Origin of the sequence: Oerskovia douganii (genome assembly GCF_015142735.1) — a bacterium.
GTDB lineage: Bacteria > Actinomycetota > Actinomycetes > Actinomycetales > Cellulomonadaceae > Oerskovia > Oerskovia douganii.
The window spans coordinates 138785-162480 of the sequence record NZ_JACSPN010000007.1; the positions used below are offsets into that span (position 1 = coordinate 138785).

20 protein-coding genes, 1 tRNA gene and 1 pseudogene are annotated in these 23696 nt (G+C 69.3%); 9 read left to right on the plus strand and 13 right to left on the minus strand.

The annotated features are described in order from the left end of the window. Nucleotides 1-122: 122 nt before the first annotated feature. Complete coding sequence (locus tag H9623_RS07860) at nt 123-956, plus strand: DUF881 domain-containing protein (protein ID WP_321575342.1); 834 nt, start codon at nt 123-125, stop codon at nt 954-956. Nucleotides 957-1160: 204 nt separating this feature from the next. Continuing rightward, complete coding sequence (locus tag H9623_RS07865) at nt 1161-1808, plus strand: aminodeoxychorismate/anthranilate synthase component II (protein ID WP_193719492.1); 648 nt, start codon at nt 1161-1163, stop codon at nt 1806-1808. A gap of 125 nt (nt 1809-1933) precedes the next feature. Here H9623_RS07865 and pknB read toward each other — a convergent pair whose 3' ends face one another. From pknB to H9623_RS07900, 7 genes are read right to left on the minus strand one after another with little or no spacing between them, the layout of a single operon-like run. Continuing rightward, nucleotides 1934-4012, minus strand: coding sequence for a Stk1 family PASTA domain-containing Ser/Thr kinase (pknB, locus tag H9623_RS07870; protein ID WP_193719493.1), 2079 nt, complete (start codon nt 4010-4012; stop codon nt 1934-1936). Then, the gene (locus tag H9623_RS07875) at nt 4013-5719 is read right to left on the minus strand and encodes a serine/threonine-protein kinase (RefSeq protein ID WP_193719494.1); all 1707 of its coding nucleotides are present in this window, start codon (nt 5717-5719) and stop codon (nt 4013-4015) included. After that, nucleotides 5716-7179 (minus strand): peptidoglycan D,D-transpeptidase FtsI family protein, encoded by a 1464-nt coding sequence (locus tag H9623_RS07880; RefSeq protein WP_193719495.1) that lies wholly within the window; start codon nt 7177-7179, stop codon nt 5716-5718. The genes H9623_RS07875 and H9623_RS07880 overlap by 4 nt, the downstream gene beginning before the upstream one ends. Then, nucleotides 7176-8777 (minus strand): FtsW/RodA/SpoVE family cell cycle protein, encoded by a 1602-nt coding sequence (locus tag H9623_RS07885; protein ID WP_193719496.1) that lies wholly within the window; start codon nt 8775-8777, stop codon nt 7176-7178. Before H9623_RS07885 ends, H9623_RS07880 begins: the two co-directional genes overlap by 4 nt. Further along, on the minus strand, nt 8777-10171 hold the full coding sequence (locus H9623_RS07890) for a PP2C family protein-serine/threonine phosphatase (protein ID WP_193719497.1): 1395 nt from the start codon (nt 10169-10171) through the stop codon (nt 8777-8779). Before H9623_RS07890 ends, H9623_RS07885 begins: the two co-directional genes overlap by 1 nt. Nucleotides 10172-10177: 6 nt before the next feature. Then, complete coding sequence (locus H9623_RS07895) at nt 10178-10690, minus strand: FHA domain-containing protein FhaB/FipA (protein ID WP_193719498.1); 513 nt, start codon at nt 10688-10690, stop codon at nt 10178-10180. Nucleotides 10691-10700: 10 nt separating this feature from the next. Then, nucleotides 10701-11405: an FhaA domain-containing protein gene (locus H9623_RS07900; protein ID WP_193719499.1), complete on the minus strand. Its 705-nt coding sequence runs from the start codon at nt 11403-11405 to the stop codon at nt 10701-10703. A 291-nt stretch (nt 11406-11696) separates the two neighbouring features. Between H9623_RS07900 and H9623_RS07905 the strand changes: the two genes are divergently transcribed. Then, nucleotides 11697-11779, plus strand: a tRNA-Leu gene (locus tag H9623_RS07905). 245 nt (nt 11780-12024) lie between these two features. On the opposite strand, the gene H9623_RS07910 is transcribed toward H9623_RS07905, so the two are convergent. From H9623_RS07910 to H9623_RS07920, 3 genes are all read right to left on the minus strand, one after another. Further along, on the minus strand, nt 12025-13647 hold the full coding sequence (locus tag H9623_RS07910; protein WP_193719500.1) for a hypothetical protein: 1623 nt from the start codon (nt 13645-13647) through the stop codon (nt 12025-12027). Beyond that, entirely contained in the window at nt 13644-14618 is a 975-nt protein-coding gene (locus H9623_RS07915; protein WP_193719501.1) for a site-specific integrase, read from the minus strand. Before H9623_RS07915 ends, H9623_RS07910 begins: the two co-directional genes overlap by 4 nt. Nucleotides 14619-14752: 134 nt before the next feature. Next, on the minus strand, nt 14753-14989 hold the full coding sequence (locus tag H9623_RS07920; RefSeq protein ID WP_193719502.1) for a mechanosensitive ion channel protein MscS: 237 nt from the start codon (nt 14987-14989) through the stop codon (nt 14753-14755). Between the two features lie 677 nt (nt 14990-15666). Here H9623_RS07920 and H9623_RS07925 point away from each other — a divergent pair. Next, a complete protein-coding gene (locus H9623_RS07925; protein WP_193719503.1) occupies nt 15667-16506 on the plus strand; it encodes a hypothetical protein in 840 nt (279 codons plus the stop codon). A gap of 43 nt (nt 16507-16549) precedes the next feature. Here H9623_RS07925 and H9623_RS07930 read toward each other — a convergent pair whose 3' ends face one another. Next, entirely contained in the window at nt 16550-17131 is a 582-nt protein-coding gene (locus tag H9623_RS07930; RefSeq protein ID WP_193719504.1) for a recombinase family protein, read from the minus strand. Nucleotides 17132-17310: 179 nt separating this feature from the next. On the opposite strand from H9623_RS07930, the pseudogene H9623_RS07935 reads away from it, so the two are divergent. Next, nucleotides 17311-18471, plus strand: a pseudogene (locus tag H9623_RS07935) (IS30 family transposase); the annotation flags it as partial. Nucleotides 18472-19324: 853 nt separating this feature from the next. Here the strand turns inward: H9623_RS07935 and H9623_RS07940 are convergent. Further along, nucleotides 19325-19765 (minus strand): hypothetical protein, encoded by a 441-nt coding sequence (locus tag H9623_RS07940; protein WP_193719505.1) that lies wholly within the window; start codon nt 19763-19765, stop codon nt 19325-19327. Nucleotides 19766-19922: 157 nt separating this feature from the next. Between H9623_RS07940 and H9623_RS07945 the strand changes: the two genes are divergently transcribed. The 4 genes from H9623_RS07945 (at nt 19923) to H9623_RS19410 (ending at nt 22082) form a co-directional block, all read left to right on the plus strand. Beyond that, nucleotides 19923-20537, plus strand: a complete 615-nt coding sequence (locus tag H9623_RS07945; RefSeq protein ID WP_227748332.1) for a recombinase family protein — start codon at nt 19923-19925, stop codon at nt 20535-20537. A 261-nt stretch (nt 20538-20798) separates the two neighbouring features. Beyond that, entirely contained in the window at nt 20799-21272 is a 474-nt protein-coding gene (locus tag H9623_RS07950; RefSeq protein WP_227748333.1) for an AAA family ATPase, read from the plus strand. 283 nt (nt 21273-21555) lie between these two features. Then, entirely contained in the window at nt 21556-21924 is a 369-nt protein-coding gene (locus H9623_RS07955; RefSeq protein ID WP_227748334.1) for an NADPH-dependent FMN reductase, read from the plus strand. After that, on the plus strand, nt 21921-22082 hold the full coding sequence (locus H9623_RS19410; RefSeq protein ID WP_225220747.1) for a hypothetical protein: 162 nt from the start codon (nt 21921-21923) through the stop codon (nt 22080-22082). Before H9623_RS07955 ends, H9623_RS19410 begins: the two co-directional genes overlap by 4 nt. 434 nt (nt 22083-22516) lie before the next feature. On the opposite strand, the gene H9623_RS07960 is transcribed toward H9623_RS19410, so the two are convergent. Further along, the gene (locus tag H9623_RS07960; protein ID WP_193719506.1) at nt 22517-23581 is read right to left on the minus strand and encodes a PDDEXK nuclease domain-containing protein; all 1065 of its coding nucleotides are present in this window, start codon (nt 23579-23581) and stop codon (nt 22517-22519) included. Between the last annotated feature and the right edge of the window lie 115 nt (nt 23582-23696).

The following is a 23696-nucleotide window of genomic DNA, read 5'->3' on the forward strand; positions in this document are numbered from 1 at the left end:
CAGGAGCTGTGTCGGGTGGGACGAAGCGACTGCGCGCGACGTCGTGAACGGCAACGCCATTCGACGTCTAGCGTAGTGGGCGGACAGAATAGCCGTGTGCACGGTGAGGCGGAGGTGAGCCAGTGAGCCAGGACGAGGGGAACGTCGACATGACCCGCAGCGGGCCAGAGGGCGTCGACGGCCGTGAGACGCCCGGTGACGGCGCGCCGGCCGCGGCAGGAGGGATCCTCTCGCGTGGTCGACGTGTCCGGTCCGGCGTCACCGTCCTCCTGGTCCTCGCGCTCTCGGGGCTGATGTTCACCGCGAGCGCGCGCCTGGCACGCAACCAGGACGGGCGGCACCCGCAGAACCTCACGGAGCTCGTGCAGAGCGAGGAGCGCCGCGTCAAGAGCATGACGGAGAAGGTGGTCCAGCTCGAGGTCGAGGTGACCGGTCTCGCCGAGGAGCTGGCCCCCACCGAGGTCGCCGCTCCGGAGGACGTCGTCAACACGGGGATCGTGGCCGGCTCGATGCCGCTCACGGGTCCGGGCCTCAGCGTCACGCTCGACGACGCGCCGCCGACCCAGCTGGGTCGCGGTGCGACGGTGGACCAGCTCGTGGTCCACCAGCAGGACCTCCAGGACGTCATCAACGCGCTCTGGGCCGGCGGGGCCGAGGCCATGACCCTCCAGGGGCAGCGCGTCACCCCGACCACCGCCTTCCGTTGCGTCGGCAACGTGCTCAACCTGCACGGTCGTGTCTTCTCGCCGCCGTACACCGTCTCGGCGATCGGGAACACCGACGCGCTCCAGGCGTCGCTCGACCGGTCGCCGGCGATCGACCTCTACAAGGACTACGTCGACGCGTTCGGCCTGGGGTGGAAGGTCGAGAGGTCCTCCTCCTTGACCGTCCCGGCGTTCGAGGGCACGACGGACCTGCAGTACGCACGCGTTCCCGGTGCGAAGGACGATGCGTGACGCTCTGGTCCTGTGCCGTCCCGTGGTGGACGCGGTGACCGGCTCGGTGCGCCGGCGACGATGATGTACTGAGCACTGCGGCGCGGACGTGCCCGGGCCGGCCGCTCCGGGACCCGCTGCTGACCGTGCTCCCCGGGTGCCTCCTCCTCGCAGGGCGCACCCCTCCACAACGGAACGACAGTCGAAGGAACAGGTGGGTAAGGGATGGTCCGCATCCTCGTCGTGGACAACTACGACTCGTTCGTCTACACGATCGTGGGGTACCTGAACCAGCTGGGTGCCCGGACGGTCGTGGTGCGCAACGACGCCGTCCCTGCGGTCGGCGCAGACGGTCTGTTCCGGGACGACGACGGCGCGTTCGACGGCGTCCTCGTCTCTCCAGGCCCTGGCACCCCCGCGGAGGCCGGGCAGAGCGAGGAGGTCATCCGCGCCTGTGCGGAGTCGAGGACCCCGCTGCTCGGCGTCTGCCTGGGACACCAGGCACTCGCCGAGGTGTACGGCGCGACCGTCACGCACGCTCCCGAGCTCATGCACGGCAAGACGAGCCTGGTCGAGCACCAGGACGTCGGCGTCCTGGCCGGGCTCCCCTCCCCCTTCACGGCGACGCGCTACCACTCGCTCGCGGTCGTCCCCGAGACGGTCCCGGCGGAGCTGGTCGTCACGGCGACGACCGAGAGCGGGGTCGTCATGGCGCTCCAGCACAGGGACCTGCCGCTGCACGGCGTGCAGTTCCACCCCGAGTCCGTGCTGACCGAGGGCGGGCACCGCCTCCTGGCGAACTGGCTCCAGGCCTGCGGGGCGACCGACGCCGTCGAACGCGCGGAGGGGCTCGCGCCGCTCGTGCGACGCTGAGGCGACCAGGCGCGTCCCCGGTGAGGCCGCGCACGGTGCTCGATCCCCGGGACGGGTGAGGGCCCGGCACCTCTCGGTGCCGGGCCCTCACCCGTCCTGTGCGCTCTGGCGTCGGCGCACGGCGATCACGGGTTGGGAGAAGGCTCTCCGCCCTGGTCGTTCCCGCCGTCGTCACCCGCGGGCGGTCCGGACGAGATCACGACGTCGACCTTCGAATTGACGTCCAGGACCGCGCTCTCGCCGGGGTTCGAGGAGATGACCCGGCCCTTGGCGACCTCCGAGGACTCCTCCTCGCTGGTGTTCCCCAGCACGAGCTTGCGGGCGGCCAGCGCCTGCTCGGCCTGGGAGAGCGTCATGCCGAAGATGTCCGGGACGTTCGTCTTCTCGATCGTCGGCTCCTCGGGCGCCGCCTTCGCGAGGACGACGTTGACCTTCGAACCCTGGCTGACGAGATTGCCGGAGCCGGGGTTCTGATCGATGACCGTGCCGACGGCCTCGTCGCTCTCTTCCGTGCTGAAGGCGGCGACCAGGCCCACGTCGTCGAGCGCCTTCTTCGCGTCGGCCTCCGACAGACCGTCCAGGTCGGGCACCGCGACGAGCCCCGTCGAGATGTAGAGCTTGACGGTCCCTCCGGCCTCGATGCTCTGCCCGGCCGTCGGGTCGGAACGAGTCACCAGCCCCTTGGCGACGGTCGTGCCGTCCTCCTGCTCGACGTTCGGGTCGACCACGAGCCCCTGGTTCGTGAGCGCGGTGCGCGCGGCATCCTGCGAGAGGCCGGCGACGTCGGGGACGATCACCGCATCCGGGCCGGCCGAGAAGAAGACCGTGACCTCGGTACCCTCGCGGACGGACTCCCCGCTCTCCGGCGACGACCGGACGAGCGTCCCCTCGGGCTCCTGCGACTCCTGGTCGAACGCCTGGAGGAACCCCAGGTTCACCGCCTTCAGGGCGGCCTCGGCCTGCTCGGGCGTCATGGTCGACGTCAACGTGGGGACGGTGACCATCTTGGGTCCCTTGTCGTCCTGGCCGCCGATCACGATCATGGTGATGATCGCGGCCAGCGCGACGACCCCCACCGCGATGAGCGCCCACATGAGGCCCCGCTTCTTGCGCGACCCGTCGTCCTCGGCGTCCTCGTCGGTGGGTGCCCCCCCGGGCTGCTGCCCCGGGGGGACGGCAGAGGGGAACGCCGCGGTCTGCTCCCAGGGGTTCGGTGCCCCCGCGACGGCGGGGCTCATGACCTGGGTCGCGTTCTCGAGCGGGCCCTGCACCTGGGTCGCCGCGAGGGCACCAGCACCTGCGGCGGCCGCTGCCGCGACGCCGAGAGCGGGGGCCGTGATGTGACCGCCACGGACCGCGTTCTCGAGGTCGTTGCGGAACTCCGCGGCGCTGCTGTAGCGGGCCGTGCGCTCCTTGGCGAGCGCCTTGAGCGTGATGCGGTCGAGGACCTCGGGAACGTCGGGAGCGAGGTCGCTCGGCTTGGCCGGGGCCTCGCGAACGTGCTGGTACGCGACCGCGACCGGGGAGTCCCCGATGAACGGCGGACGACCGGTGAGCAGCTCGAACAGCAGGCAGCCCGTCGAGTAGAGGTCGCTGCGTGCGTCGACCGTCTCGCCGCGGGCCTGCTCGGGAGACAGGTACTGCGCGGTGCCGATCACGGCGTGCGTCTGCGTCATGGTCGCCGCGGAGTCCGCGACGGCACGCGCGATGCCGAAGTCCATGACCTTGACGGCGCCCGTCGGGGTGATCATGACGTTGGCGGGCTTGATGTCACGGTGCACGATGCCGGCGTGGTGCGAGTACTCGAGGGCCGAGAGCACGCCCGCGGTGATCTCGATGGCCTCGTCGATCGGGACGGCCTGACCGTCGCCGAGGATGTCGCGGACGGTGTGGCCCTCGACGTACTCCATGACGATGAACGGCACGTGCGCCGTCGCACCACCGGGCTCGACGTGCGTGTCCTCGCCCGTGTCGTACACCGCGACGATCGCGGGGTGGTTCAGGGCCGCCGCGGCCTGGGCCTCACGACGGAACCGCGCCAGGAAGGACGGGTCGCGCGCGAGGTCCGATCGCAGGATCTTGATCGCCACGGTCCGTCCGAGACGGGTGTCGTGGCCGATGTGCACCTCGGCCATACCGCCTCGGCCGATGAGCTCACCGACCTCGTACCGGCCGGCAAGTACCCGGGGAGCGTTGTCCACCACTTAGGAGTCCTTCGATGTCGGGGCCGAGGACGCAGACGTCCCCGGCACAGTACTGAGCATCATCCCATCGTCGGACGCCAGGTCCGGGGACGAAGACAACGATCTGGTCACGTTCGAGGCCGCTGAGGCGCCCTCTGAACGCTGGTCGCCGCCCCCGGCGAGGGTCGCGACCAGCACGACCAGCAGCAGGCCCAGGAGGGCGAGGAGCGGCCACGAGAACCCCTTGGCGAAGCCGCCGATCCGCTGACCGGTCGTGGTCGACGTCCGGACGGGCGGCGCGTCCTGGGACGCGCGCCTGCGCTCGGCGCGCGTGACTCCCGCGGCGACCGCCCGGTGGGGACCGGTCTCGCGGGACGTGCGCGACGCCGTCGGGCCGGATTCTGCGGGGCGCGGGCGTGCGGCCGACGCGGCCGCGTGCATCTCACGACGGGGCGGGTACGAGCGGGGGGCCGGAGGGGCTGCCGGGGGCGCCTGGTCCGGCGCGGCCGTCGAGCGCTCCCACGGGAGCGCGCTCGCCTCGGTCGGCTCGGCCTCTGCCACGGGCGGGACGGATGGGGGCGGGGGCGGCGGGGGGAAGGCCTGACCGTCGAAGACGGGGGAGCTCGACGTCGCCGACGCCGCCGACGGTGCGGAGAGGGCGGAGTGACCCGAGTAGCCCGACGTCGACTGCGCCGACTGCGCCGACCAGGCGGAACGGGTCGAACCCTCCGCGTCCTGCGAGCGCGCCGAGGACACCGTGGGCAGCGGGCGCGAACGCAGCTCCTCCGGGATCTCGAGGGGCGTCGGCGAGCTGGGCTGCGCGGGTGCCCCGTGCCGGGCGGGCTGGGTGCGGCGCGAACGACGCGACGCTCCCCCGGCCCGCGCGGTGGCACCCCACGGGTCCCGTGCGATGGTCTCGACGAGGTCGTCGAGGGTCTCGGCGAGGGCCGAGGCCGGCATGGGGCGCGCCTTGGGGTCCTTCGCGAGCATCGCGTAGATGAGCGACGCCAACGACGGGTGCACGTGCGCGGGCAGCGGCGGCACCTTCTCGTTGACGTGCGCGACCGCGATGTCGACCGGGGTCGTGCCCGTGAACGGCCTGTTCCCCGCGACCGACTCGTACGCCACGATCCCCAGCGCGTACACGTCCGACGCCCCGGTCGCGGCCTGGCCGATCGCCTGCTCGGGGGACAGGTACTGGGCCGTGCCCATGACCATGCCCGTCGCGGTCATGGGGACCTGGTTCGCGGCGAGAGAGACCCCGAAGTCGGTGATCTTCACGACCCCGCGCGGCTCGAGCAGGATGTTGCCGGGCTTGACGTCACGGTGCACCACACCCGCCACGTGCGCGGCGTGCAGCGCCCGCGCGGTCTGCGCCAGGATGGGCAGCAGCTTCGAGGGCGCGAGGACGGGCTCGCGCTCCAGGAGGTCCGCCATGGGCTCGCCCATGACGAGCTCCATGACGAGGTAGCCCGACTGGTTCTGCTCGCCGTAGTCGTACATCTGGGCGATGTTCGGGTGGGACAGGGCTGCGCTGTTGCGCGCCTCCGTCCGCAGGCGCTCGAGGAAGTCCTCGTTGCCCGCGTACTCCTCGCGGAGGAGCTTGACCGCGACCTCGCGGCCGAGCGCGCGGTCGTTCGCGACCCACACCTCGCCCATGCCGCCGATCGCGATGCGGCGGACCAGGCGGTAGCGGTCGCCCAGGGCCAGGCCCTCGACGGGCCTCACTTGTTCAACACCGCCTCCATCACGGCCTTCGCGATCGGGGCAGCCACCGCACCGCCGGTCGCCTCGCTGCCGGAGTCGCCGCCGTTCTCGACGATGACCGCGACCGCGACCTGAGGATCCGTGGTGGGAGCGAAGCCCGTGAACCAGGCGTGCGGGGCGGCGTCGGGCTGGTGCTGGGCGGTCCCGGTCTTGCCCGCGACCTGGACACCGTTGATGCGCGCGGCCTTGGCCGAGCCGTTCTCGACGACGCCGACCATCATGGTCGTGAGCTGCTGCGCGACCGTCGGGGAGACCGAGGTCCGCAGGAGCGACGGCTCGGTCTGCTCGACGACCTCGAGGTCGGCGCCGCGGATCGTCTGCACCGTGTAGGGCGTCATCTGCTTGCCGCCGTTGGCGATCGCGGACGCGACCATGGCCATCTGGAGCGGCGTGACCCGCACGTCGCCCTGCCCGATCGAGGCGCGGGCGAGCTGCCCGGCGTCGTCGGTGGTCTCCGCGTCGGGGAAGTGGCTCTTGGTGACGCCCATGGGGATGTCGAGGGGGGCGTCGAAGCCGAACGCCTCCGCCTGGTCGCGCATGGCGTCGCCGCCCAGCGTGACGCCGAGGTCAGCGAACGCCGTGTTGCAGGAGATGCGCATGGCGTCGGCGAGCGTCTGCTCGCCGTCCGGAGAGCAGCGGGCGCTCCCGAAGTTGCGCATGACGGCGGTCGAGTTGGGGTACTGGTAGACGTCGGGGGCCGGGATGACGGTCTCCGGCGTGTACCGGCCCGACTCGAGCGCGGCCGCCGCGGTCACGACCTTGAACGTCGAACCGGGCGGGTACGTGGCGCCCGCGATGGCGCGGTTCACGAGCGGGTCCCCGTCGGCGTTGATGAGCGACTGGTAGGCCTCGCTCGCGGCCTTGGTGTCGTGGGTCGCGAGGACGTTCGGGTCGTACGACGGCTTGGAGACCATCGCGAGGATCTTCCCCGTCGCGGGCTCGATCGCGACGACCGCGCCGCGCTGCTCGCCGAGCGCGTCCCACGCGGCCTGCTGGGCCGCGGGGTCGATCGTGAGCTCGACCGACGCGCCCTGGGGCTTCTGGCCCGTGATGAGCCCCTGGAGGCGGTCGATCCACAGCGTGCTCGCCTGGCCGTTGAGGAAGTCGTTCTCGGAGCGCTCGATCGCGCTGGTCCCGTTGACGATCGAGAAGAAGCCCGTGACGTGCCCGTAGAGGAGGCCGTTCGTGTACGAGCGCTGGTACCCGTACGGGTCGTCGACCGGTGTCGACAGCGCGACGGACTCCCCCGCGACCACGATCGGGCCGCGGAAGTTCCCGTACTCGCGGTAGACCTGCCGGCTGTTGCGGGGGTCGTTGTTGAGCGAGTCGGCCTGGACGAACTGGATGTAGGTGGTCGAGACCATGAGTGCCAGGAACATCACGAGCACGACGGTCGCCACACGGCGCAGGGGGACGTTCACAGGTTCTTCCGCTCGGTGTCGTCGATGATCTCGGTCGCCCCGGTCATCGGGCCCTCAGCGTTCTCGGGCAGGTCGGTGCGCACGACCTGCGTCGGGTGGTCCTGGGAGGGACCACCCCGTGCAGGCCCGACGGCGGCGCGCGCCTCGCCCGCGTCGACGGCCTCCTGCGAGCGCGAACCGACCGCGACGGGCTGGCTGCCCGAGGTCGGGCCGGCGGCGTGGGCCGCCACCTGCCCGCGGACGGGCAGCGACGAGGGTCGACGGGCGTTGTCGGAGATGCGGAGCAGGAGGCCGATCACGAGCCAGTTCGCGAGCAGCGAGGACCCGCCGTGCGCGACGAACGGCATGGTCAGACCCGTGAGCGGGATGATGCGGGTGATCCCGCCGATCACGACGAAGAGCTGCCACGCCATGACGAACGCGAGGCCACCCGCGAGGAGCTTGCCGAACCCGTCACGCACCCCGATCGCGGTGCGCAGACCACGCTCGACGAGCACGAGGTACATGACGAGGATCGCGAGGAGTCCCGCGAGGCCGAGCTCCTCGCCCAGCGAGGTGTAGATGAAGTCGGAGTTGGCGTACGGCACCAGGCGGGGGTAGCCCTGGCCCCAGCCGGTGCCGGTCAGGCCACCGTTCGCGAGACCGAACATCCCGCCCACGAGCTGGCCGGAACCACCCGGGCTGCGACCGAAGATCTCGGGGTCGAGGGGGTGGAGCCACACGTCGACGCGTGCGGCCACGTGCGGGAACACCGAGGCCGCGACGACCGCGCCCACCGCGAACATGCTCAGGCCGATCACGACCCAGCTGAAGCGCTCGGTCGCGATGTACAGCATGGCGACGAAGAGGCCGAAGAACAGCAGCGACGTCCCCAGGTCGCGCTCGAAGATGAGCACCGCGAGCGAGGCGCCCCACACGATGACCAGGGGGCCCAGGTCGCGCAGGCGCGGCAGCTGGAGCCCCAGGACCTTGGGGCCGGCGAGCGCGAGCGTGTCCCGGTTGGTCACGAGGTACCCCGCGAAGAAGATCGCGAAGGCGATCTTGGCGAACTCCGCCGGCTGGAGCGAGAAGTCCGCGATGTTGACCCAGATCCGGGCGCCGTTGATGTTCTGCCCGATCCCGGGGAGCAGCGGCATCATGACGAGCACCAGGCCGACGATCATGGCCGTGTACGAGTACTTGCGCAGGGTGCGGTGGTCCTTGAGGAACCACACGACCGCGCACGCGGCCACGACGCCGAGGGCGGTCCACATGAACTGCCTCGACGCGAACTCCTTGGTGCTGCCGACGAGCTGGCCACCGATGTCGAGGCGGCTGATCATCGCGAGACCGAGCCCGTTGAGCGCGACGACGACGGGGAGCATCACCTGGTCGGCGTAGGGCGCCTTGATCCGCAGGACCACGTGACCGACGACGGCGAGCGCGACGAGCCCCAGGCTGTACGGGACGAACTGCTCGGGGACCTCGTCGAGCAGACCGAAACCCACGAGGGCGTAGGCGCCGATCCCGATCGCGAGGGCGAGCACGAGGAGGCCGGCCTCCGCGCCTCGCGACGGGCGCTTCGCCGGGCGCGCCGCGTGCGGCTCGACCGTGGCCATCAGGGCGCCGCCGGGGGTGCGGCCGGTTCGTCGGTGCCCGCCGGGGCGGCAGGATCCGGCGTCGGTTCGGGAGTCGGCGTCGGCGTCGCGGTGTCCGGGGTCGTCGCTTCCTCGGTGTCGGGCTGGGCGTCGGCGACGAGGCGGCTCGCGCGCTCGCGCGCGTCGTCGAAGGACGTGGCGCTGATGGTCTCGTGGAGTCGGTCCACGACGTAGGGCGGCAGGTCGTCGACCTTGGCCCCCGTGAGCTCGATCGGCGTGGACAGCGTCAGCGGGCCGGCGCTCGTCGGGACGCCCCGGAACACGGCGACCTGGCCGTCGGCGACCCCGACGTAGTACTGCTCCTGCGTCCAGCGGTATCCGTACAGGGCGCCCGCCCCGATCCCGGCGAGGACGACGAGCGTCACCACGGGGGCGATCCACCGCTTCGTGCGCTTGGCCGGGCGGACGTCGGAGTCGTCCCCTGCGGTCCCGGTGCTGCTCGTCTCCTGCCCGGTACCCGCCGGCTCGCCGTCCTCGGGCTGCTTGCCCGTGTCGTTCGCCGTCGCGACGAGCGTCGCGGCACGGGCGGCGGGGCCGTCCTGGGCCGACGTCGGGCGGTCCCGGTCGATCGCGGCGGAGCCGACGACGACGGGTGACGTCGAGGGCCCGGCCCCGTCGGGAAGGGTGTCCAGGTCGACGACGTCGACCACCACGACCGTCACGTTGTCCGTGCTGCCCGCGCGCAGCGCGAGGTGCAGGAGGCGCTCGGCGCACTCGTCGGTGTCCTCGACGGAGACGAGGGTCTGCTCGAGGGTCTCGAGGCTCACGAAGCCCGAGAGACCGTCCGAGCACAGCATCCAGCGGTCACCGGGGCGTGCCTCACGGACCGACATGTCGGGCGTGAGGTCGACGTCGAAGTCGCCGAGGACCCGCATCACGACGTTGCGCTGCGGGTGGTAGTCGGCCTCCTCCGGGGTGATCCGGCCCGTGTCGACGAGGTGCTGGACGAACGTGTGGTCGGTCGTGACCTGGGTCAGGACCCCGTCGCGCAGCAGGTAGGCGCGCGAGTCGCCCAGGTGCGCCATCGCGAGCGTGTTGCCGCTGCGCAGCAGGGCCGTGACGGTGGTGCCCATCCCGGCGAGCTCAGGGGTCTGCTCGCTGCGCTCGACCAGGTCGAGGCGCGCGTTGTCGATCGAGGACTCCAGCAGGGCGAGCGCCTCGTCGGGACGGTGGGACTCGCCGTCGAGCGGGGCCAGGGCGGCGACCGCGAGGGACGACGCGACGTCGCCGCCGGCGTGGCCCCCCATGCCGTCCGCGACGACGACCAGGTGCGGGCCGGCATAGCCCGAGTCCTGGTTGTTCGACCGGACAAGGCCCACGTCGGACAGGGCCGCGTACTTCAGTGCGATGTTCATGGCGCGCTACCGCTGCAGCTCGACGACGCTCTGACCGACCCGCACTCCCACGCCGGGCGGCAGGGGTTCGATCCCGGAGATGCGCCGCTCGTTGATGTACGTGCCGTTGGTCGATCCGAGGTCCTCCACGTACCAGGTGCCACCCTGCGGGAAGATCCGGGCGTGCCGGGACGACGAGTAGTCGTCGTCGAGGACGAGCGTGCAGCTCGGTGCGCGCCCCAGCAGGATCGAGGAGGTGGAGAGCGGGACCGTGGTGCCGCGCAACGGGCCCGCCGTCACGACGAGGCGCGTCGGACCCGTCGGTGCAGGGGCTGCCGGGGTCGGGGCGGAGGCGGGCGCGGAACGGGACGGCGCGGCGCCGGCCGCGGCCCGCGGGGCGTCCTGGGCGCTCCGGCCCTTGCGTGCCGTGATCTTCGTGCCGTAAAGGTCGCGTCGCAGCACACCGATCGCGGCGAACACGAACACCCACAGGAGGACCAGGAATCCCAGCCGCAGCAGGGTGAACGTCAGCTCGGTCATGCGGAGGGGATCACCAATCCTCGTTGTCGGGCGCGCCCGTCCAGAACATGATGCGGGTCCGCCCGATGGTCAGGCTGTTCCCGTCGAGCAGGGTAGCGGCCGGGACCTGATGGCCCTCGACGAACAGTCCGTTGGTCGATCCGAGGTCCGTCGCGATCACGCCGTCGGGCGTCACCCGGATCTCGAGGTGGCGACGCGAGACGCCCGGGTCGTCGACGACGATGTCCGCCTCCGAGCCGCGGCCGATGACCGTGACCGGGCCCGTGAGGAGGTAACGCTGCCCGTCGATGTCGACCAGCGGGTGCCGCGCGCTCGGTGCAGCGCTCGTCGCCGGTGCGACGTTCCCGCGCACGCTCGCCGACCGCAGCTGGAAACGCCCGGTGTCGAGGGAGTCCTCCTGCTCGAAGGACACGCTCACGGGTCCGACGAACGCGTAGTGCTGCGACGCCGCGTGCTCCGTCACGTTGGCCGCGAGCTCGTCGGCGAGCGACTCCGCCCCCCAGCCCTCGACCTGTGCATAGTCGTCGGGCGACAGCTCGATGATGAACTGGTTGGGCACGACGGTCCGGTCGCGGTCCACGACCGCGGCCCGGTCGTCGACCTCACGACGCAGAGCGCTCGCCAGCTCGACGGGCTTCACCTCGCTGCGCCCGACCTTGAAGGCGTTGTTGACGACGCGCTCGACGCCCTTCTCGAAACGATCCAGGACTCCCATGCCACCTCCTCCCTCATCGACGTTCCCTCGACCGGGTACACGGTCCCCGGGCAGACTACCTAGATCGTAACGACCTGAGGCCTCGCCAGGCCGGTGATCCACTGAAGTGGAGGGGGAGATCAGGGGGAGATCGGGTGCTTCGGGCGTGAGACGGGTCCGCGGGCGGGGTACTGTTCTCTCTGGTGCACCACCGGGCTCAGGTCGTGGTGGGGCGCCGGTGGAAGGTCTGGCGAGAGCGACCGACGACCGATGCAGGTCCTGGTCGGCACTCGTGATAATCTTCTGCGGCACGCGCGAGTGGCGGAATGGCAGACGCGCTAGCTTCAGGTGCTAGTGTCCGAAAGGGCGTGGGGGTTCAAGTCCCCCCTCGCGCACGTGAGGGCTGTTTCCTTGGAACAGCTCAGTTGGTAACGAATCTCCTGTCCGGAGTTATCCGGGCGGGAGATTCGTCGTTTCAGGGGTGTCTCGGTGGCTGTGGCCGGGTGGTTCGAGCGTGGTGTTGCCGCTCGGAGGGTGCTGCGGCCCCGGTTTCGCTGGCACGCGGGTGCTCTTGGGCGCGTTGATGCGTTCGAGGTCGTGCTCGTGGGTGACGTGGTCGCGGTCTAGAGGGTTGGCGGGGTCAGGGGCCGCGGGTGCGGTAGATCCAGTCGGGTTCGTGGCGGTGGGGTTTCTCGTCGAGCTCGATCTGCCAGGGGTCTGGGAGTCCGCGTTCGATGTACCAGTGGTGCAGGTGGCGCATGTTGTAGCCGGCGAACGCCAGGGTGAGCATGAACGTGGTTGCGGTGTGGCCGAAGACGCGTAGGTAGCCGCGGTTCATGCTGGTGGTGTTGTAGCGGATGTTGCCGAAGAGGCCTTCGATCAGGCTGCGTCGTGCGAAGGACAGGGCCCAGGTGGTCGACCGCCAGGGTAGGTGCTGTCGGTCGCGCGCCCGCAGGGTGTCGGGAACCGTCAGCGTGACTCCGCAGCCACACGGCACACCCCTGGTGCAGTTGGTCGTCGGTACTGCTGGGCCCAGGCGCATGGTGGCGGGGGTGTTCGGGCAGCGCACGTGCCCGGCGAGAGCGGGGCCTTTGAGGCGTTGGGTTCCCCGGGTGTCGTCGTGGCGGCTGTGCGGGACGAGGCGGTAGGGCTCGCGGGCGTCGAAATGTTCGTGGATGAGCGCCTTCTCGGCGGCAGTGTCGGTGGGCTTGGGCGGCTCGAGGTCGCGGAGGGCCTGTGGGAGTGCGCTGGAGTAGAGGTGGCCGTCCTGCCAGATCGTTCCTGCTCTCGGTCCAGGGCGGGTGCCTCGCTGGGAGATGTGGAGGTCCATGACGAGGCGGATGCTCCGGTCGCGCAGCGGGTGGGCGAGGTTCTCCGCGCTGGCAGTCGTGTAGCCGCGGTCCAGAAGGACCTCGTCGGCTCGGTGCCCCGTGGCGTGGAAGGCATCCAGGAGGCTCAGTGCTGCGGGGGCAGAGCCGCGGGACCCGGGGCGCACGGCGATCCCGAGGGCCAGCTGGGGTATCGGTTCTCCCCCTACCGATGGGCAGCCGGTGATCGCGTGGGTCGAGTACCCATGGAAGCGGGACGTGGGGCGCCGGTCGGTCGAGGTGCGATATCCCCATGCGGCGTCGTGGTCCGCGGACCAGTAGGTGTCGCCGTTCTCGTCGATAGAACGGTGGCCTGGGCGTGCATGGCTCTCGAAGTCAGTGCTGTCGATGGCGACCGTCGTGGGAATCGGGACGGTGGCGGGGATGCTGGTCAGAATCATCCGCCCAGCGAACTCGTCGAGGTTCGCCGCGATGTAGTGGCACGTAGGCGGGCAAGGGCACAGGTCGCCTGTGCGCGGGTCGGCTTCCAGCTCGTGGTTGTGCACGGAGCAGGTGCCGGACTCGATCTCTCGGAGGAGGGCGCGGTATCCGCTGTAGAGGCGGGCGTACTTCATGGCGCAGTTGATAGGGAAGCCCAGCTTGAGGCGCTGTGACTTCGTCAGGATCTTCAGTTCAGCGGCGATGTCGGTGAAGAGAAGGCGATCGGGTGCCTTCAGGCAATGGAAGACGATCGCCGCGAGGACTGCTTCGACGGGGTAGAGACGTCTGCGGCCCTTGGTCCGGTGAGTTGCGGCCACCAGTCGGAGGGCTTCGGGCGAGTGCGCGTAGGCAAAGGCGCGACGAAGTCGCTGATTGACGGTGAGCGGGATCTGGTGCGCACGGACGGTGCTGGCCTCCGGCGAAGGACGCTGGGCTGTCGCCAGTGCGAGACTCATCGGCGGGTCAATTCCTCGAACAGGCTCGCTTCGTCGATCGGTGGCAGGTAGGCCATGAGGTGACCGAACGTCTTCCAGGACGTGACACCCGCCATCTGGGCGAGACCGTTGAGGTGGACCCGGTGCTTCAGGTGCTGCAGCAGCCAGGTAGCGCGCAACCGATGGACCTTGAGGTCAGGGCAGTCCGGCGGAAGGTCGATGTCCTCGAGCAGATGCCCGAGGGGTGCGCGGTCCCATCCCTTGGCCACGAACCCGAGGATCGACGAACCGGGATCCTCCACGCGGATCCGATCGAGGGTGACATCGTGAGGCGGACTCACAGGGACGAGGCGAGCTCGATCACCAGGGATCCTCAGGCACACGCGCCCATGTCGTTCGACGAGGTCATCGGTCGTGGCCGACCGTGCCTCGCGCGGGTAGGCGCCGGTCCCGAGTCCGATGGCAAGGAGAGCGCTCAAGCGGCGTCGCTGCAGCGCCGTGCGTTGATGTGCGGCGACCTCAAGCAGACGAGCGACCTCCGCCGGCGTGTAGGGGACGATCGCATAATCCCCGCGCAGACGCTGAGCTCGCGGGGGCCACGGCGCCTTACGCGTCACGGCCGCGGAGAAGCGACGCAGATCGGAGCGTCGGGTGGCCCGCGATGACTCGGCTAGGTGTCCGCACGCGACCGCGATGTAGCGCTCGACCATGTCCGGGGTGAAGATCGCTTCCCGGTCCAGCGGCATCCCCTGACGGTGTGCCCAGACGACGAACTGCGACAGGGTCCTCATGGTCTCGGTCGCCCGACGCCGGTCGACCGGTTGCAGGTCGAGCCCGACCTGACGGGCGAATAGGGCGACCGGTTCCCAGTGCTCGGGGCGGATCGCGTTCGGCGAGTACCCGCGCACGACGTTGGTGGCGTGGGCGAGTTCTTCGGCGTGGCGGTTGACGGACTCAGTTCCAGAAGAGCACTCTGAAGGTGCTGAAGACATGGAAGTACCCCCAATAGGACTTGCGGGTGTTTCTGGCAGCGGAGCGTAAGTCCGCTGTAGCGAGGCGATCGGGTTCAGGAGCGGGAACTCCTGGGCCCGTTTTCGCGCGTTCGGCGTCCCACACCGATCCCCGATCAGCCCATCGCGGCTCCGGTGCCGTCGTCGAGGGCGCGGGAGAGGACGTTGGCGAGCACCACGGTCACGGGAAGCCCGGACTCGTGGGCAGTGTCGTACAGGCGCTGGGCGATGGTGGCGGGGATGCGTGCGTCGAAACGCACCAGTTCGTCCGGCTTGTAGGCGCGCTCGTGGGACGCAGGTCTACCGGTACGTGCGGATCGGATGACGATCCGGCCCTCATGACGCTCGTCCACCTGCTCCACCTCCCGATCGAGACCGCACACATCCGACGAAACGCGGGTCCGTAGACCCGATCACGTCGGATGGTCAGTCCGTCAGAGAGGGTTGGTGGTTCTCGAGCGCCACGCGGCAGATTGCCCAGACGATGTGGCAGGTCCCCGCACTAGGTACGGGCAACTGTTTCAAAGGTAGCGAAGACCGTCGGGCAGCCGGTGCTAGACACGCGGCGTGGCTAGTTGCGCGGCGCTCGTCGACGGTTTACCTCAAGGTCTGGATGTGTGCACGCGCGATCAGGCCGAAGACCCGTTTGTCGCCACGAGGCCGCCGCCCTTGCACGGGGTCGTTGACGTCAAAGTGCCCTATGAGCTCTCTCGGGTCCGCATCGCTCAGCGCTGTCGCCTGACACGCCAAGGCGACCGTCCTACGCTCGAAGGGTGTTCAGGCTCCATGCGAGGACAGAGCACATCCCGGGAGACCACCACCCGACCACGCCTCCCAAGACGCGCGAGGTCGACATCGATGCCGAGGACTTCGATGCGGCATGGCGACGCCTGCGCGCGGACCTACCAGACGGCTGGCGGGTCGTGTCTCTTCGGCGCGTAACTGACCGTTCGTGAGAGCGACAGATGCGCCCACTACGGCTGGCCGGATTCACCCACCATCGAGAGTCCGCAGCGGCTACCTTCGGGACATGCCTGACGGAACCGATTATGTCGCTGCAACGGCCGCGTGCGTCGCCGCAGCACTTGTAGCTTGGCAGTCGTGGGAAACGCGAAAGAGTGCGAAGGCCTCGCAGAATGCCGCTGAAGCGGCCGCCGCGGGCCTTGAGACCGCGAACAACGCGCTCGATATCGCGCGGAGAGAAGAAGGTCATAGCAGGACGCTGGTCTCGGAGGCTCAGCGAGCTCGCATCGACGCAACGCTGCCCGCAGTTTCTGTCTTCCCGCAGCGGGAGATCATCTGGCCACCGCTGACCTCGAGGAACCCGCACGCTGAGTTCGTCGACTGGGACTACTGCGAGGACGACGCTGCGTGGTCGATTCCCGCCGACGCGCGGACCGCACTGGGCATCCGCGGCCGCATCTGGTTCCACAACGGCAGCCAGAAGATCGTCCAGTTTTCGATCGCCTACACGCCGTCTCCCGGCGGCCCAAGGGTCTACGACAAGGTCGTAACGCTCGCACCAGGCGAGGAGGTCGAGCAGCCCTTTCTCGCGTGGGGATGGATCGAGCAGTGGATCGCAGCAGACACCGAGGATGCGCCTGCCTTGGAGGCGCCCCTCCCATCCGTTGTCTACTACGACCAGCTAGACAGCGGAGGCAGCATCAACTGGGAGTTCGCCCATAGCCACGCCCCGATCTACGAGTCGAACGAAGCCGAGCGCGGCCGCTACCGGCTCGTCACGGCCCAGAGTTCACCTGGCAGGGTCCGACCAAGCAAGCCGTTCCTCTTCGTCAAGCGCGAGCACCGGTCGTACTGGCTCTCCCGCAAGAATCTGATTGAGCTCCCAGCACCTGGTGACGCTGAGTAGGTCGCCTCATCCGGGACCACCACCGCGGCACCTGTTTTGCTGGTCATGACGTCGCAGCCTTCTCGAGGTCGGCCAGGTGTCGGTAGAGGGTGTCTCGGGAGACCCCGAGCGCACGGGCGACGGCTGCGCGTGACTGCCCGCCGGCCAGGGCGACGCGGGCTGCGTCGATGCGGTCGGGGGTCATCACAGTGGGGCGGCCGCCGCCGCGGCCGCGGGCTCGTGCGGCGGCGAGGCCGTCGAGGGTGCGTTCGCGGGCGAGGTCGGCTTCCATCTGGGCGACGGCCGCGAGCACGTGGACCATGAGGCGCCCGGCTGCGCTCGAGGTGTCGAGGGTCTCGGAGAGCGATCGCAGGGTGACGGCGCGCTCGTCGAGGTCGCGCACCAGGCGTGCGACGTGGGCGGCGGAGCGGCCGAGGCGGTCGAGCTTGGTGACGACGAGGGTGTCTCCCTCGCGTAGGCCGGCGAGTAGCAGTGCGAGCTCCGGGCGGTCTTCTCTGGTGCCGGACGCCTTCTCCACGACGACGTCGCGCTCGTCGACGCCGCCAGGCCCGGTGAGGGCGTCGATCTGGGCGTCGAGGTTTTGCGCGGTCGTGGAGACGCGGGCGTAGCCGTAGGTGTGAGCCATGCGCTGACGGTAGCGAAAACCCCCGGGTCGCGTTCTGCGACACCGTGGGTTTTCGGACACTAGTTCTGCGACATGTTCGGTCGGCGTGTCGCGGCGACGGAGGAGGTGCCTGAGAAACGGTGGCGGTCTCAACCGATCAACGCACCACAGGTGGATGATCTGTGGTCGTGGAGGCGGGGATGGGTGTTGGGTCGTCGTTGTCGGTGCCGGAGCAGGCTGTGGTGTGGGAGGCGTGGGGTGAGGGTGACTCGCTACGGAGGATTGCTGATCGGGCCGGCCTCCAGGAGCAGCAGGTGCGCCGGTACCTGCTGCGCCATGGCGGGGTCCGACCTTCACTGCCGAGGCGTTCGCTGCGGCACCTGAGTCCTGGGGAGCGGGAGGAGATCTCGCGCGGGATCGCAGCGGGCTTGTCTGCGCGGGCGATCGCTGAGGGGCTTGGCCGGCCGTCCTCGACAGTGTCACGGGAGATCACGCGCAACGGCGGCCGCGGTGCCTACCGGGCGACCAAGGCAGACGAGCGCGCCCAGAGCGAGGCGCGGCGCCCGCGGGTGCCGCGCCTGGCAGGGGACGAGCGGTTGCGGACTGTGGTGCTGTCGCGGCTCGAGCTGGACTGGTCCCCACAGCAGATCGCGGCGTGGTTGCGCCGCGAACATCCCGATGAGCCGGCCATGTGGGTCTCGCACGAGACGATCTATCGCGCGGTGTACCTGCCGAGGTCACGTTCGATCCCGAAGGCGACCTACCAGCGGCTACGAACGGGCCGTTCGATGCGCCGTCCCCGGATGGTCCAGCGCTCTCACGGGCGAGGGCAGCTGCGTGACATGGTCTCCATCCACCACCGACCAGCGACCGTGGCCGACCGGCTTGAGCCCGGCCACTGGGAAGGCGACCTCGTCATGGGCAAACGCCCCTCAGCGGTGGCCACGCTCGTGGAGCGCTCGACCCGCTACCTGAAGATCGTGCCGCTGCCCGACGGGATCAAAGCCAAGGATGTCAGCATCGCGGTCGCCCGCGCGCTGTTCAACGTGCCACCGGGGATGTGCAAGTCCCTGACCTGGGATCGTGGCCGCGAGATGGCTGATCACGCATTCCTCAGCGCCCTGATCGACGCCCCGGTCTACTTCTGCGACCCCCGCAGCCCGTGGCAGCGCGGCACCAACGAGAACACCAACCGTCTCCTGCGCCAGTACCTACCGCGACGGTCCAACCTCACCGCCACCGACGACAGCGAGCTCGAGCGGATCCAGAGGCTGCTCAACGAGCGCCCGCGAAAAGTGCTCGACTGGTCAACCCCCGCAGAGCAGTTTCTCGAAGCTGCCGCACGGAGCAAGTCCCTACTCCGAGTTCGTGAATCGCTACCGAACCGCGGCCTCGTGCCCTCGTCGCGTGTTCCACAGGACCCAGGCGCGTTCCAACATGCCCATCGGCATGGACCAGATGGCAACGTATTGCGTGAGGGGATCGTCGTCCTCGAGCGGCGTGTCCCACGCCCAGATGCGGGCATGAGCGGTACCCGATGAAAGCCTCCACAGCTGCAGGAGCGAACTCTTGGGGTCGCTAAGCCCGTCGGCGAGTTGCGGAGCTACCACGCCGAGGAGCGCGGTCTCTGACATGACGCTGCCGGGCTTGCGCCCGACGGAAGTCAACTCGCGTTCGCACTCGGCCTTGAACTGGTCGGCAGCCTCGCGCGCCTGCGACAGATCCTGCCCTCTCGTCGCGGCCTCCCAATCAGCTACGACTTGGCTCACATCGTTCGCCTCGGCGCGAAGTAGTTGAAGTCCTCGGACTCGCCGGCCGTCAGAGGTGTCAGGTTCCAGCACGTACAACGCCCGGGCTGCGCCCAGCATCGTCACCCGCGCCAGGCTCAGATAGGGCTTCGCGAAGACTCCGCCGTCGCTGCTCGCAACAGAATGAGAGAGCAACCCGACATGCTCGCCAGCTGTGCCGAGCGCTCGCCAGGCCAGCCGAGAAACCTCGACTCCCCCGGGCAGGGCCGGGTCTCGCACGAGGTCGCTTCCCGCCGCAAGACGGATGGAAGCAGGGTCCTGAACGCGAGCACTCCACGAATCGGCGCTCTGCATGATCCACTGGCCGAACTCTGCCGTGTTCATCCCCCGAGAGTACCGAGCAGCACCCTCGCCACTCGGAAATCGAGCCGATCGCGCGGCGGCCGCGTGCCATGCAGACTCGGTCCTATGACCGATCGGCGTGCATGCGGAGATCACGGAGGATGTCATGCACAGCACGTTCCGCCTCGACGGCGTCGCGAAGAAACTGCTCCTTGCTTTCGTCCGCTATGAACTCGCGAAGCTCCGCGTCGGACTTCGTCACCCGTCGCTTCCACATGTTGGGTACACGGTCTGGACCGAGGAAGGCGATCAGCGCCAACGTCTCGGCGCCCATGTCTTTGACGATGACCGGATCGGTATGCCCTCCACGCGCTTCGAGAATGGAAAGCCGCTTCCCTGCCTCAAGCTCGACGAGCAGCCGAGCCTGCTCCGCTGACGCTCTCCGATCAGCCTCGGCAATAGCGGCAGAATGCCTCCGGTCTTTCGACGCGATCACGAGCGCGACGATCGACGCGCCGGCCGCGGTGATCACAACTAGTACCTGGATGAAATCCGCGAGGGTCATGCCGCCAGAGTAGAGCGACACGCGTCTCGCTCAGGGATCCCTTCCCGGGCACCCCGACGCTCCAACCCGACCCGCGCGGTACCGCCAGTCTGCGCTGCCCGGTAGACCCGCCCGCAAATATGCCCGGTGAAGGGGTTTCAACTGCGACACTTGCGTCATGACGGGGATGAAGATCGGATACGCGCGGGTCTCGACGCAAGGTCAGGACCTGACCGCGCAACGCGAAGGGCTCGAGCGGCTGGGTGTCGAGGCCGAGCGGATCTACGTCGACCACGGCCTCACCGGTACCAACCGCGACCGACCAGGTCTACGCGAAGCCCTCGCCGCATGCCGGTCCGGTGACACGCTCGTGGTCACCAAGCTCGACCGCCTCGCCCGATCTCTGCCCGACGCCAGAGACATCGCCGACGAACTGACCCGCCGCCGGATCGTCCTCTCCCTCGGCGGAAGCGCCTACGACCCGACCGACCCCGTCGGCAAGCTCCTGTTCAACGTCCTGGGAATGGTCGCCGAGTTCGAGGCCGACCTCATCCGCATGCGCACCCGCGAAGGCATGGCCGTGGCCAAGGCCAAGGGCCGACTTCGCGGGAAGAAGCCCAAGCTCACGCCGGCCCAACAACGCCACCTCCTGGCCCTCCACACCGCCGGCGAACACACCAGCGGCGAGCTTGCCGAGCTCTTCGGCGTCTCGCGCGCCACCATCTACCGCACCATCCAGCGCGCGATGGGACTAAAAGCCCTTCCGACGACGCCCTCGGTCGCTTCGCGTTGAAAGGCAACGGTCAAACGCCGTGGGCTGCCCGCAGTCGGGGGTGGACTCCCACAAGAAACGGGTTCCGCGGATAAGGTCCGGCGGCGGATGCCGGCGAAGCCGATGAGCAGGAACTCAGGAGACGTAGACCAGGACCGGGACCTTGATGAGCGGCCCGACCACTCCGGCCGGGGCTTGGCCGGGCGCCGAACGTCACGAGGGCCACCGCGATCGCAGGGCCCGCACCGTATATGGAACCGGGCCTCCCGGTAGCCTGCGGTGATGGACCAGGTGATCTTGATGTGTGGCCCGGCGGGATCAGGCAAGTCCACCTATGCGCGCGGACTCGAGCGCGACGGCTACGTCCTGCTCTCCTTCGACGATGAAGCCTGGCAGCGCGGACACCGAGACCATCCGGTACCCGAGGACGCCATGCAGTCCATCCATGAGCACCTGCAGAACAGGCTGACCGAACTTGTCACCAGTGGTGCCCGCGTCGTGGTCGACACCTCGTTCTGGTCCAAGTCCTCTCGCGACCGCTACCGAGACCTCCTCGCTCCGCTTGGCGTGACCCCCACCATCTACTACCTCGATACCCCGACCGGCGTCCTGCTCGAACGGATTGGGGCCCGCACGAACGCCGGCCCGAACGACGTACACGTCGCACTTGAACAAGCCCACGCCTACATCAACGGCTTCCAGATACCCACCCCCGACGAAGGCCCCCTGCATGTCATCCGCTACCCGGATGCGTAGCCGCGTCCGACGAGCGATCCGGTGGAGTGACGCGCGCGCTGACTGGGTCCGATGTGTCTCTAGAGTGTCAGTGTGGAACTTGGACTCCTGATTGTTGCGGTGGACGAGTTGGATCCGGCCGTCTCGTTTTGGCGGGCCTTCACAGGCTGGGTGGTGGCAGAGGATGTTCCAGGTGTCTATGCCGAGCTGCGTACTCCAAGCGGACTGCGGTTCGGGCTCTACGCGAGACAGCACTACGTGACGAACCTTGGGCCCGAGGAGTCCGATCTCGTGAAGGAGGGGCTTGTCGCGGATCTGCCCGGACGTCGCGCGTTGGGCTCGGGACGTGCTCGGGCGCGATGCCCAGATCCGGTACGAGTTGCTTGATCTCGCCGAGATTGGCTTGCCTCTTCTCGACGAGCCGTTGAAGGCGTCCCTGCACCGGTACGCGCACGAGCACACGAAGCGTTGGAGCGCGATCGCGTCCTCGTTCGACGGCTTCCTGTTCGTGTCCCCGCAGTACAACTGGGGCTATCCGGCCGTGCTCAAGAACGCGCTCGACTACCTGTACGAGGAGTGGCACGACCGGCCCGCGTCCGTGCTCTCGTACGGCACGCGGGGAGGCCGCAAGGGCGCGGCTCAGCTCCCGCAGGTGTTGCAGGGCTGCGTATGAGCGTCGCGGGCGCGCACGTCGAGGCGCGGATCGGCGACGCGGACGTCGGCCCCGATGGGCGGGTTGTGGACCTCGAGGCGACGCTGGGCCCGCACCGCGCGGAGCTGGAGGCGGTGGGCCGCGAGCTGCAGGCCATGCTCCTTGACGTGTCCGACTGACCGGCACGACGGCCGGTTACGCCAGGGCGCCTGGCTCTGCTGACAGCTTCGAACTCCTAGGCAAAGAGGCGCTGTAGTCGATGCCAAGAGTCGGGGATGCGCGATCGGGAGTGCGCCTGGCTCACGGCGTGGATCCGCCTCATGCGGTTTGGCGTTCGATGAGCTGGACTTGTAGTTCGATCGGGGTCTCGGGGTCGTCGTCCTTGTCGAGCCGGGCGAGCAAAACGGCGGCACCGAGCGTTGGGCGCTTACCATGCCCACGCCCGGCGAGACGCTCGTGGCGGCGAGGGAGGGCCGGGCCCGCCGAGCCGCTACGGACAACCGGTCCAAGCTCCGGCTGGTGGCATGAGAGCGCGTGATCGACGTCCCGAATGACCGCTATCGGACATAAGGAAGGTTATCAGCGTTTCGTCCGCCCTGGTCAGAAGTGGTTTTCAGCCGTCAGTTCGGTGCTCGAGCTCGTCCTCGATCACGGCCTCGAGCTCGGCCGCGCTGGGCAGTGCGCCGCGGGCGTCCGCCGGCAGACCCTGGTAGTCCGCAACGGCGATCGGCACCCGAGTCCCGGCCAGCGCGTACCGCACCGTCGCGCCGGCTTTTCCGGTCACGAGCAGGATCCCGACCGTCGGCGCGTGGATCTCGGGCTGACGCATCTGGTCATCGACGATCGCGACGTACGTGCCCAGCTGGCCGATATGGCCGGGCTCGAACTTGCCGACCTTGAGCTCGACCACCACGTACCGCAACTGCAGGACGTGGAAGAACAGCAGGTCGACGTAGAACTCCTCGACCTGGCCGCTGGCGTCGTCCGGCACGCTCAGACGCACCTGGCGCCCGACGAACGCCATTCCCCGACCGAGTTCGAGCATCGTGTCCTGCAGCCGGTCCATCAGCGCCTGCTCGACGTCGCGCTCCGCGACCCGCTCGAGCAGGCCCAGGTGCTCGAACACGTACGGGTCCTTGACGAGCTGCTGGGCAAGTTCGGAGTCCGGCGCTTCCAGCGCCTCGGTGAAGTTCGTCGGCGCCGCCCCGACGGCCCGTCGCAGGTCAGCCTTGATCTGGTGCTCGAGCACCGGCCGCGACCACCCGTACTCGGCAGCACTCGCGGCGTACCAGTCCCGCTCCTCCCGCGTCTTGAGTCGGTCGAGCAGCGTCGCGACGTGCCCCCAAGGCAATCGTCCAACGGGTCGTTGGACGAACTCGTCTTCTGTGGGCCATGCCTCAGCGGCCCGCCGCATGTAGAGCAGGTTCGACCGTGACCAGCCTCGCTGGTCGGGGAACTCGCGCTGCAGGTCGGCGGCCAGTGACGAGACGACCTTGCTGCCCCAACCCGCCGTCTGCTGCCGATCGAGGATGTCGCGGCCCACCGACCAGTACAGGCGCAGCACCTCGGTGTTCGCCGCCCGCGCCGCGCGGAACCGCGTCGCACGCACCCGCGCCTTCAGCTCGGCCAGCAGCTCGGCGTAGCCGACAGGCTCGAGGTCCTGTCCCGGTGACGTCATGAGGACATCCTGCCCGAAGCGGCCTCGCCGCAGCGTCGACGGGGCATCCGAACCTCGACGTCCGTGTCGGAGACGGAGCAGGATCCGCGTATCGTGGTGACAAGACCCCAGAGAC

What these genes read in the sequence shown, in the direction of transcription:
- H9623_RS07865 (WP_193719492.1), top strand. Translation starts at nt 1,161, where the DNA reads ATGGTCCGCATCCTCGTCGTGGACAACTACGACTCGTTCGTCTACACG.
- H9623_RS07885 (WP_193719496.1), bottom strand. Translation starts at nt 8,777, where the DNA reads ATGGCCACGGTCGAGCCGCACGCGGCGCGCCCGGCGAAGCGCCCGTCG.
- H9623_RS07890 (WP_193719497.1), bottom strand. Translation starts at nt 10,171, where the DNA reads ATGAACATCGCACTGAAGTACGCGGCCCTGTCCGACGTGGGCCTTGTC.
- H9623_RS07895 (WP_193719498.1), bottom strand. Translation starts at nt 10,690, where the DNA reads ATGACCGAGCTGACGTTCACCCTGCTGCGGCTGGGATTCCTGGTCCTC.
- H9623_RS07900 (WP_193719499.1), bottom strand. Translation starts at nt 11,405, where the DNA reads ATGGGAGTCCTGGATCGTTTCGAGAAGGGCGTCGAGCGCGTCGTCAAC.
- H9623_RS07910 (WP_193719500.1), bottom strand. Translation starts at nt 13,647, where the DNA reads ATGAGTCTCGCACTGGCGACAGCCCAGCGTCCTTCGCCGGAGGCCAGC.
- H9623_RS07915 (WP_193719501.1), bottom strand. Translation starts at nt 14,618, where the DNA reads ATGTCTTCAGCACCTTCAGAGTGCTCTTCTGGAACTGAGTCCGTCAAC.
- H9623_RS07925 (WP_193719503.1), top strand. Translation starts at nt 15,667, where the DNA reads ATGCCTGACGGAACCGATTATGTCGCTGCAACGGCCGCGTGCGTCGCC.
- H9623_RS07930 (WP_193719504.1), bottom strand. Translation starts at nt 17,131, where the DNA reads ATGGCTCACACCTACGGCTACGCCCGCGTCTCCACGACCGCGCAAAAC.
- H9623_RS07940 (WP_193719505.1), bottom strand. Translation starts at nt 19,765, where the DNA reads ATGACCCTCGCGGATTTCATCCAGGTACTAGTTGTGATCACCGCGGCC.
- H9623_RS07945 (WP_227748332.1), top strand. Translation starts at nt 19,923, where the DNA reads ATGACGGGGATGAAGATCGGATACGCGCGGGTCTCGACGCAAGGTCAG.
- H9623_RS07950 (WP_227748333.1), top strand. Translation starts at nt 20,799, where the DNA reads ATGGACCAGGTGATCTTGATGTGTGGCCCGGCGGGATCAGGCAAGTCC.
- H9623_RS19410 (WP_225220747.1), top strand. Translation starts at nt 21,921, where the DNA reads ATGAGCGTCGCGGGCGCGCACGTCGAGGCGCGGATCGGCGACGCGGAC.
- H9623_RS07960 (WP_193719506.1), bottom strand. Translation starts at nt 23,581, where the DNA reads ATGACGTCACCGGGACAGGACCTCGAGCCTGTCGGCTACGCCGAGCTG.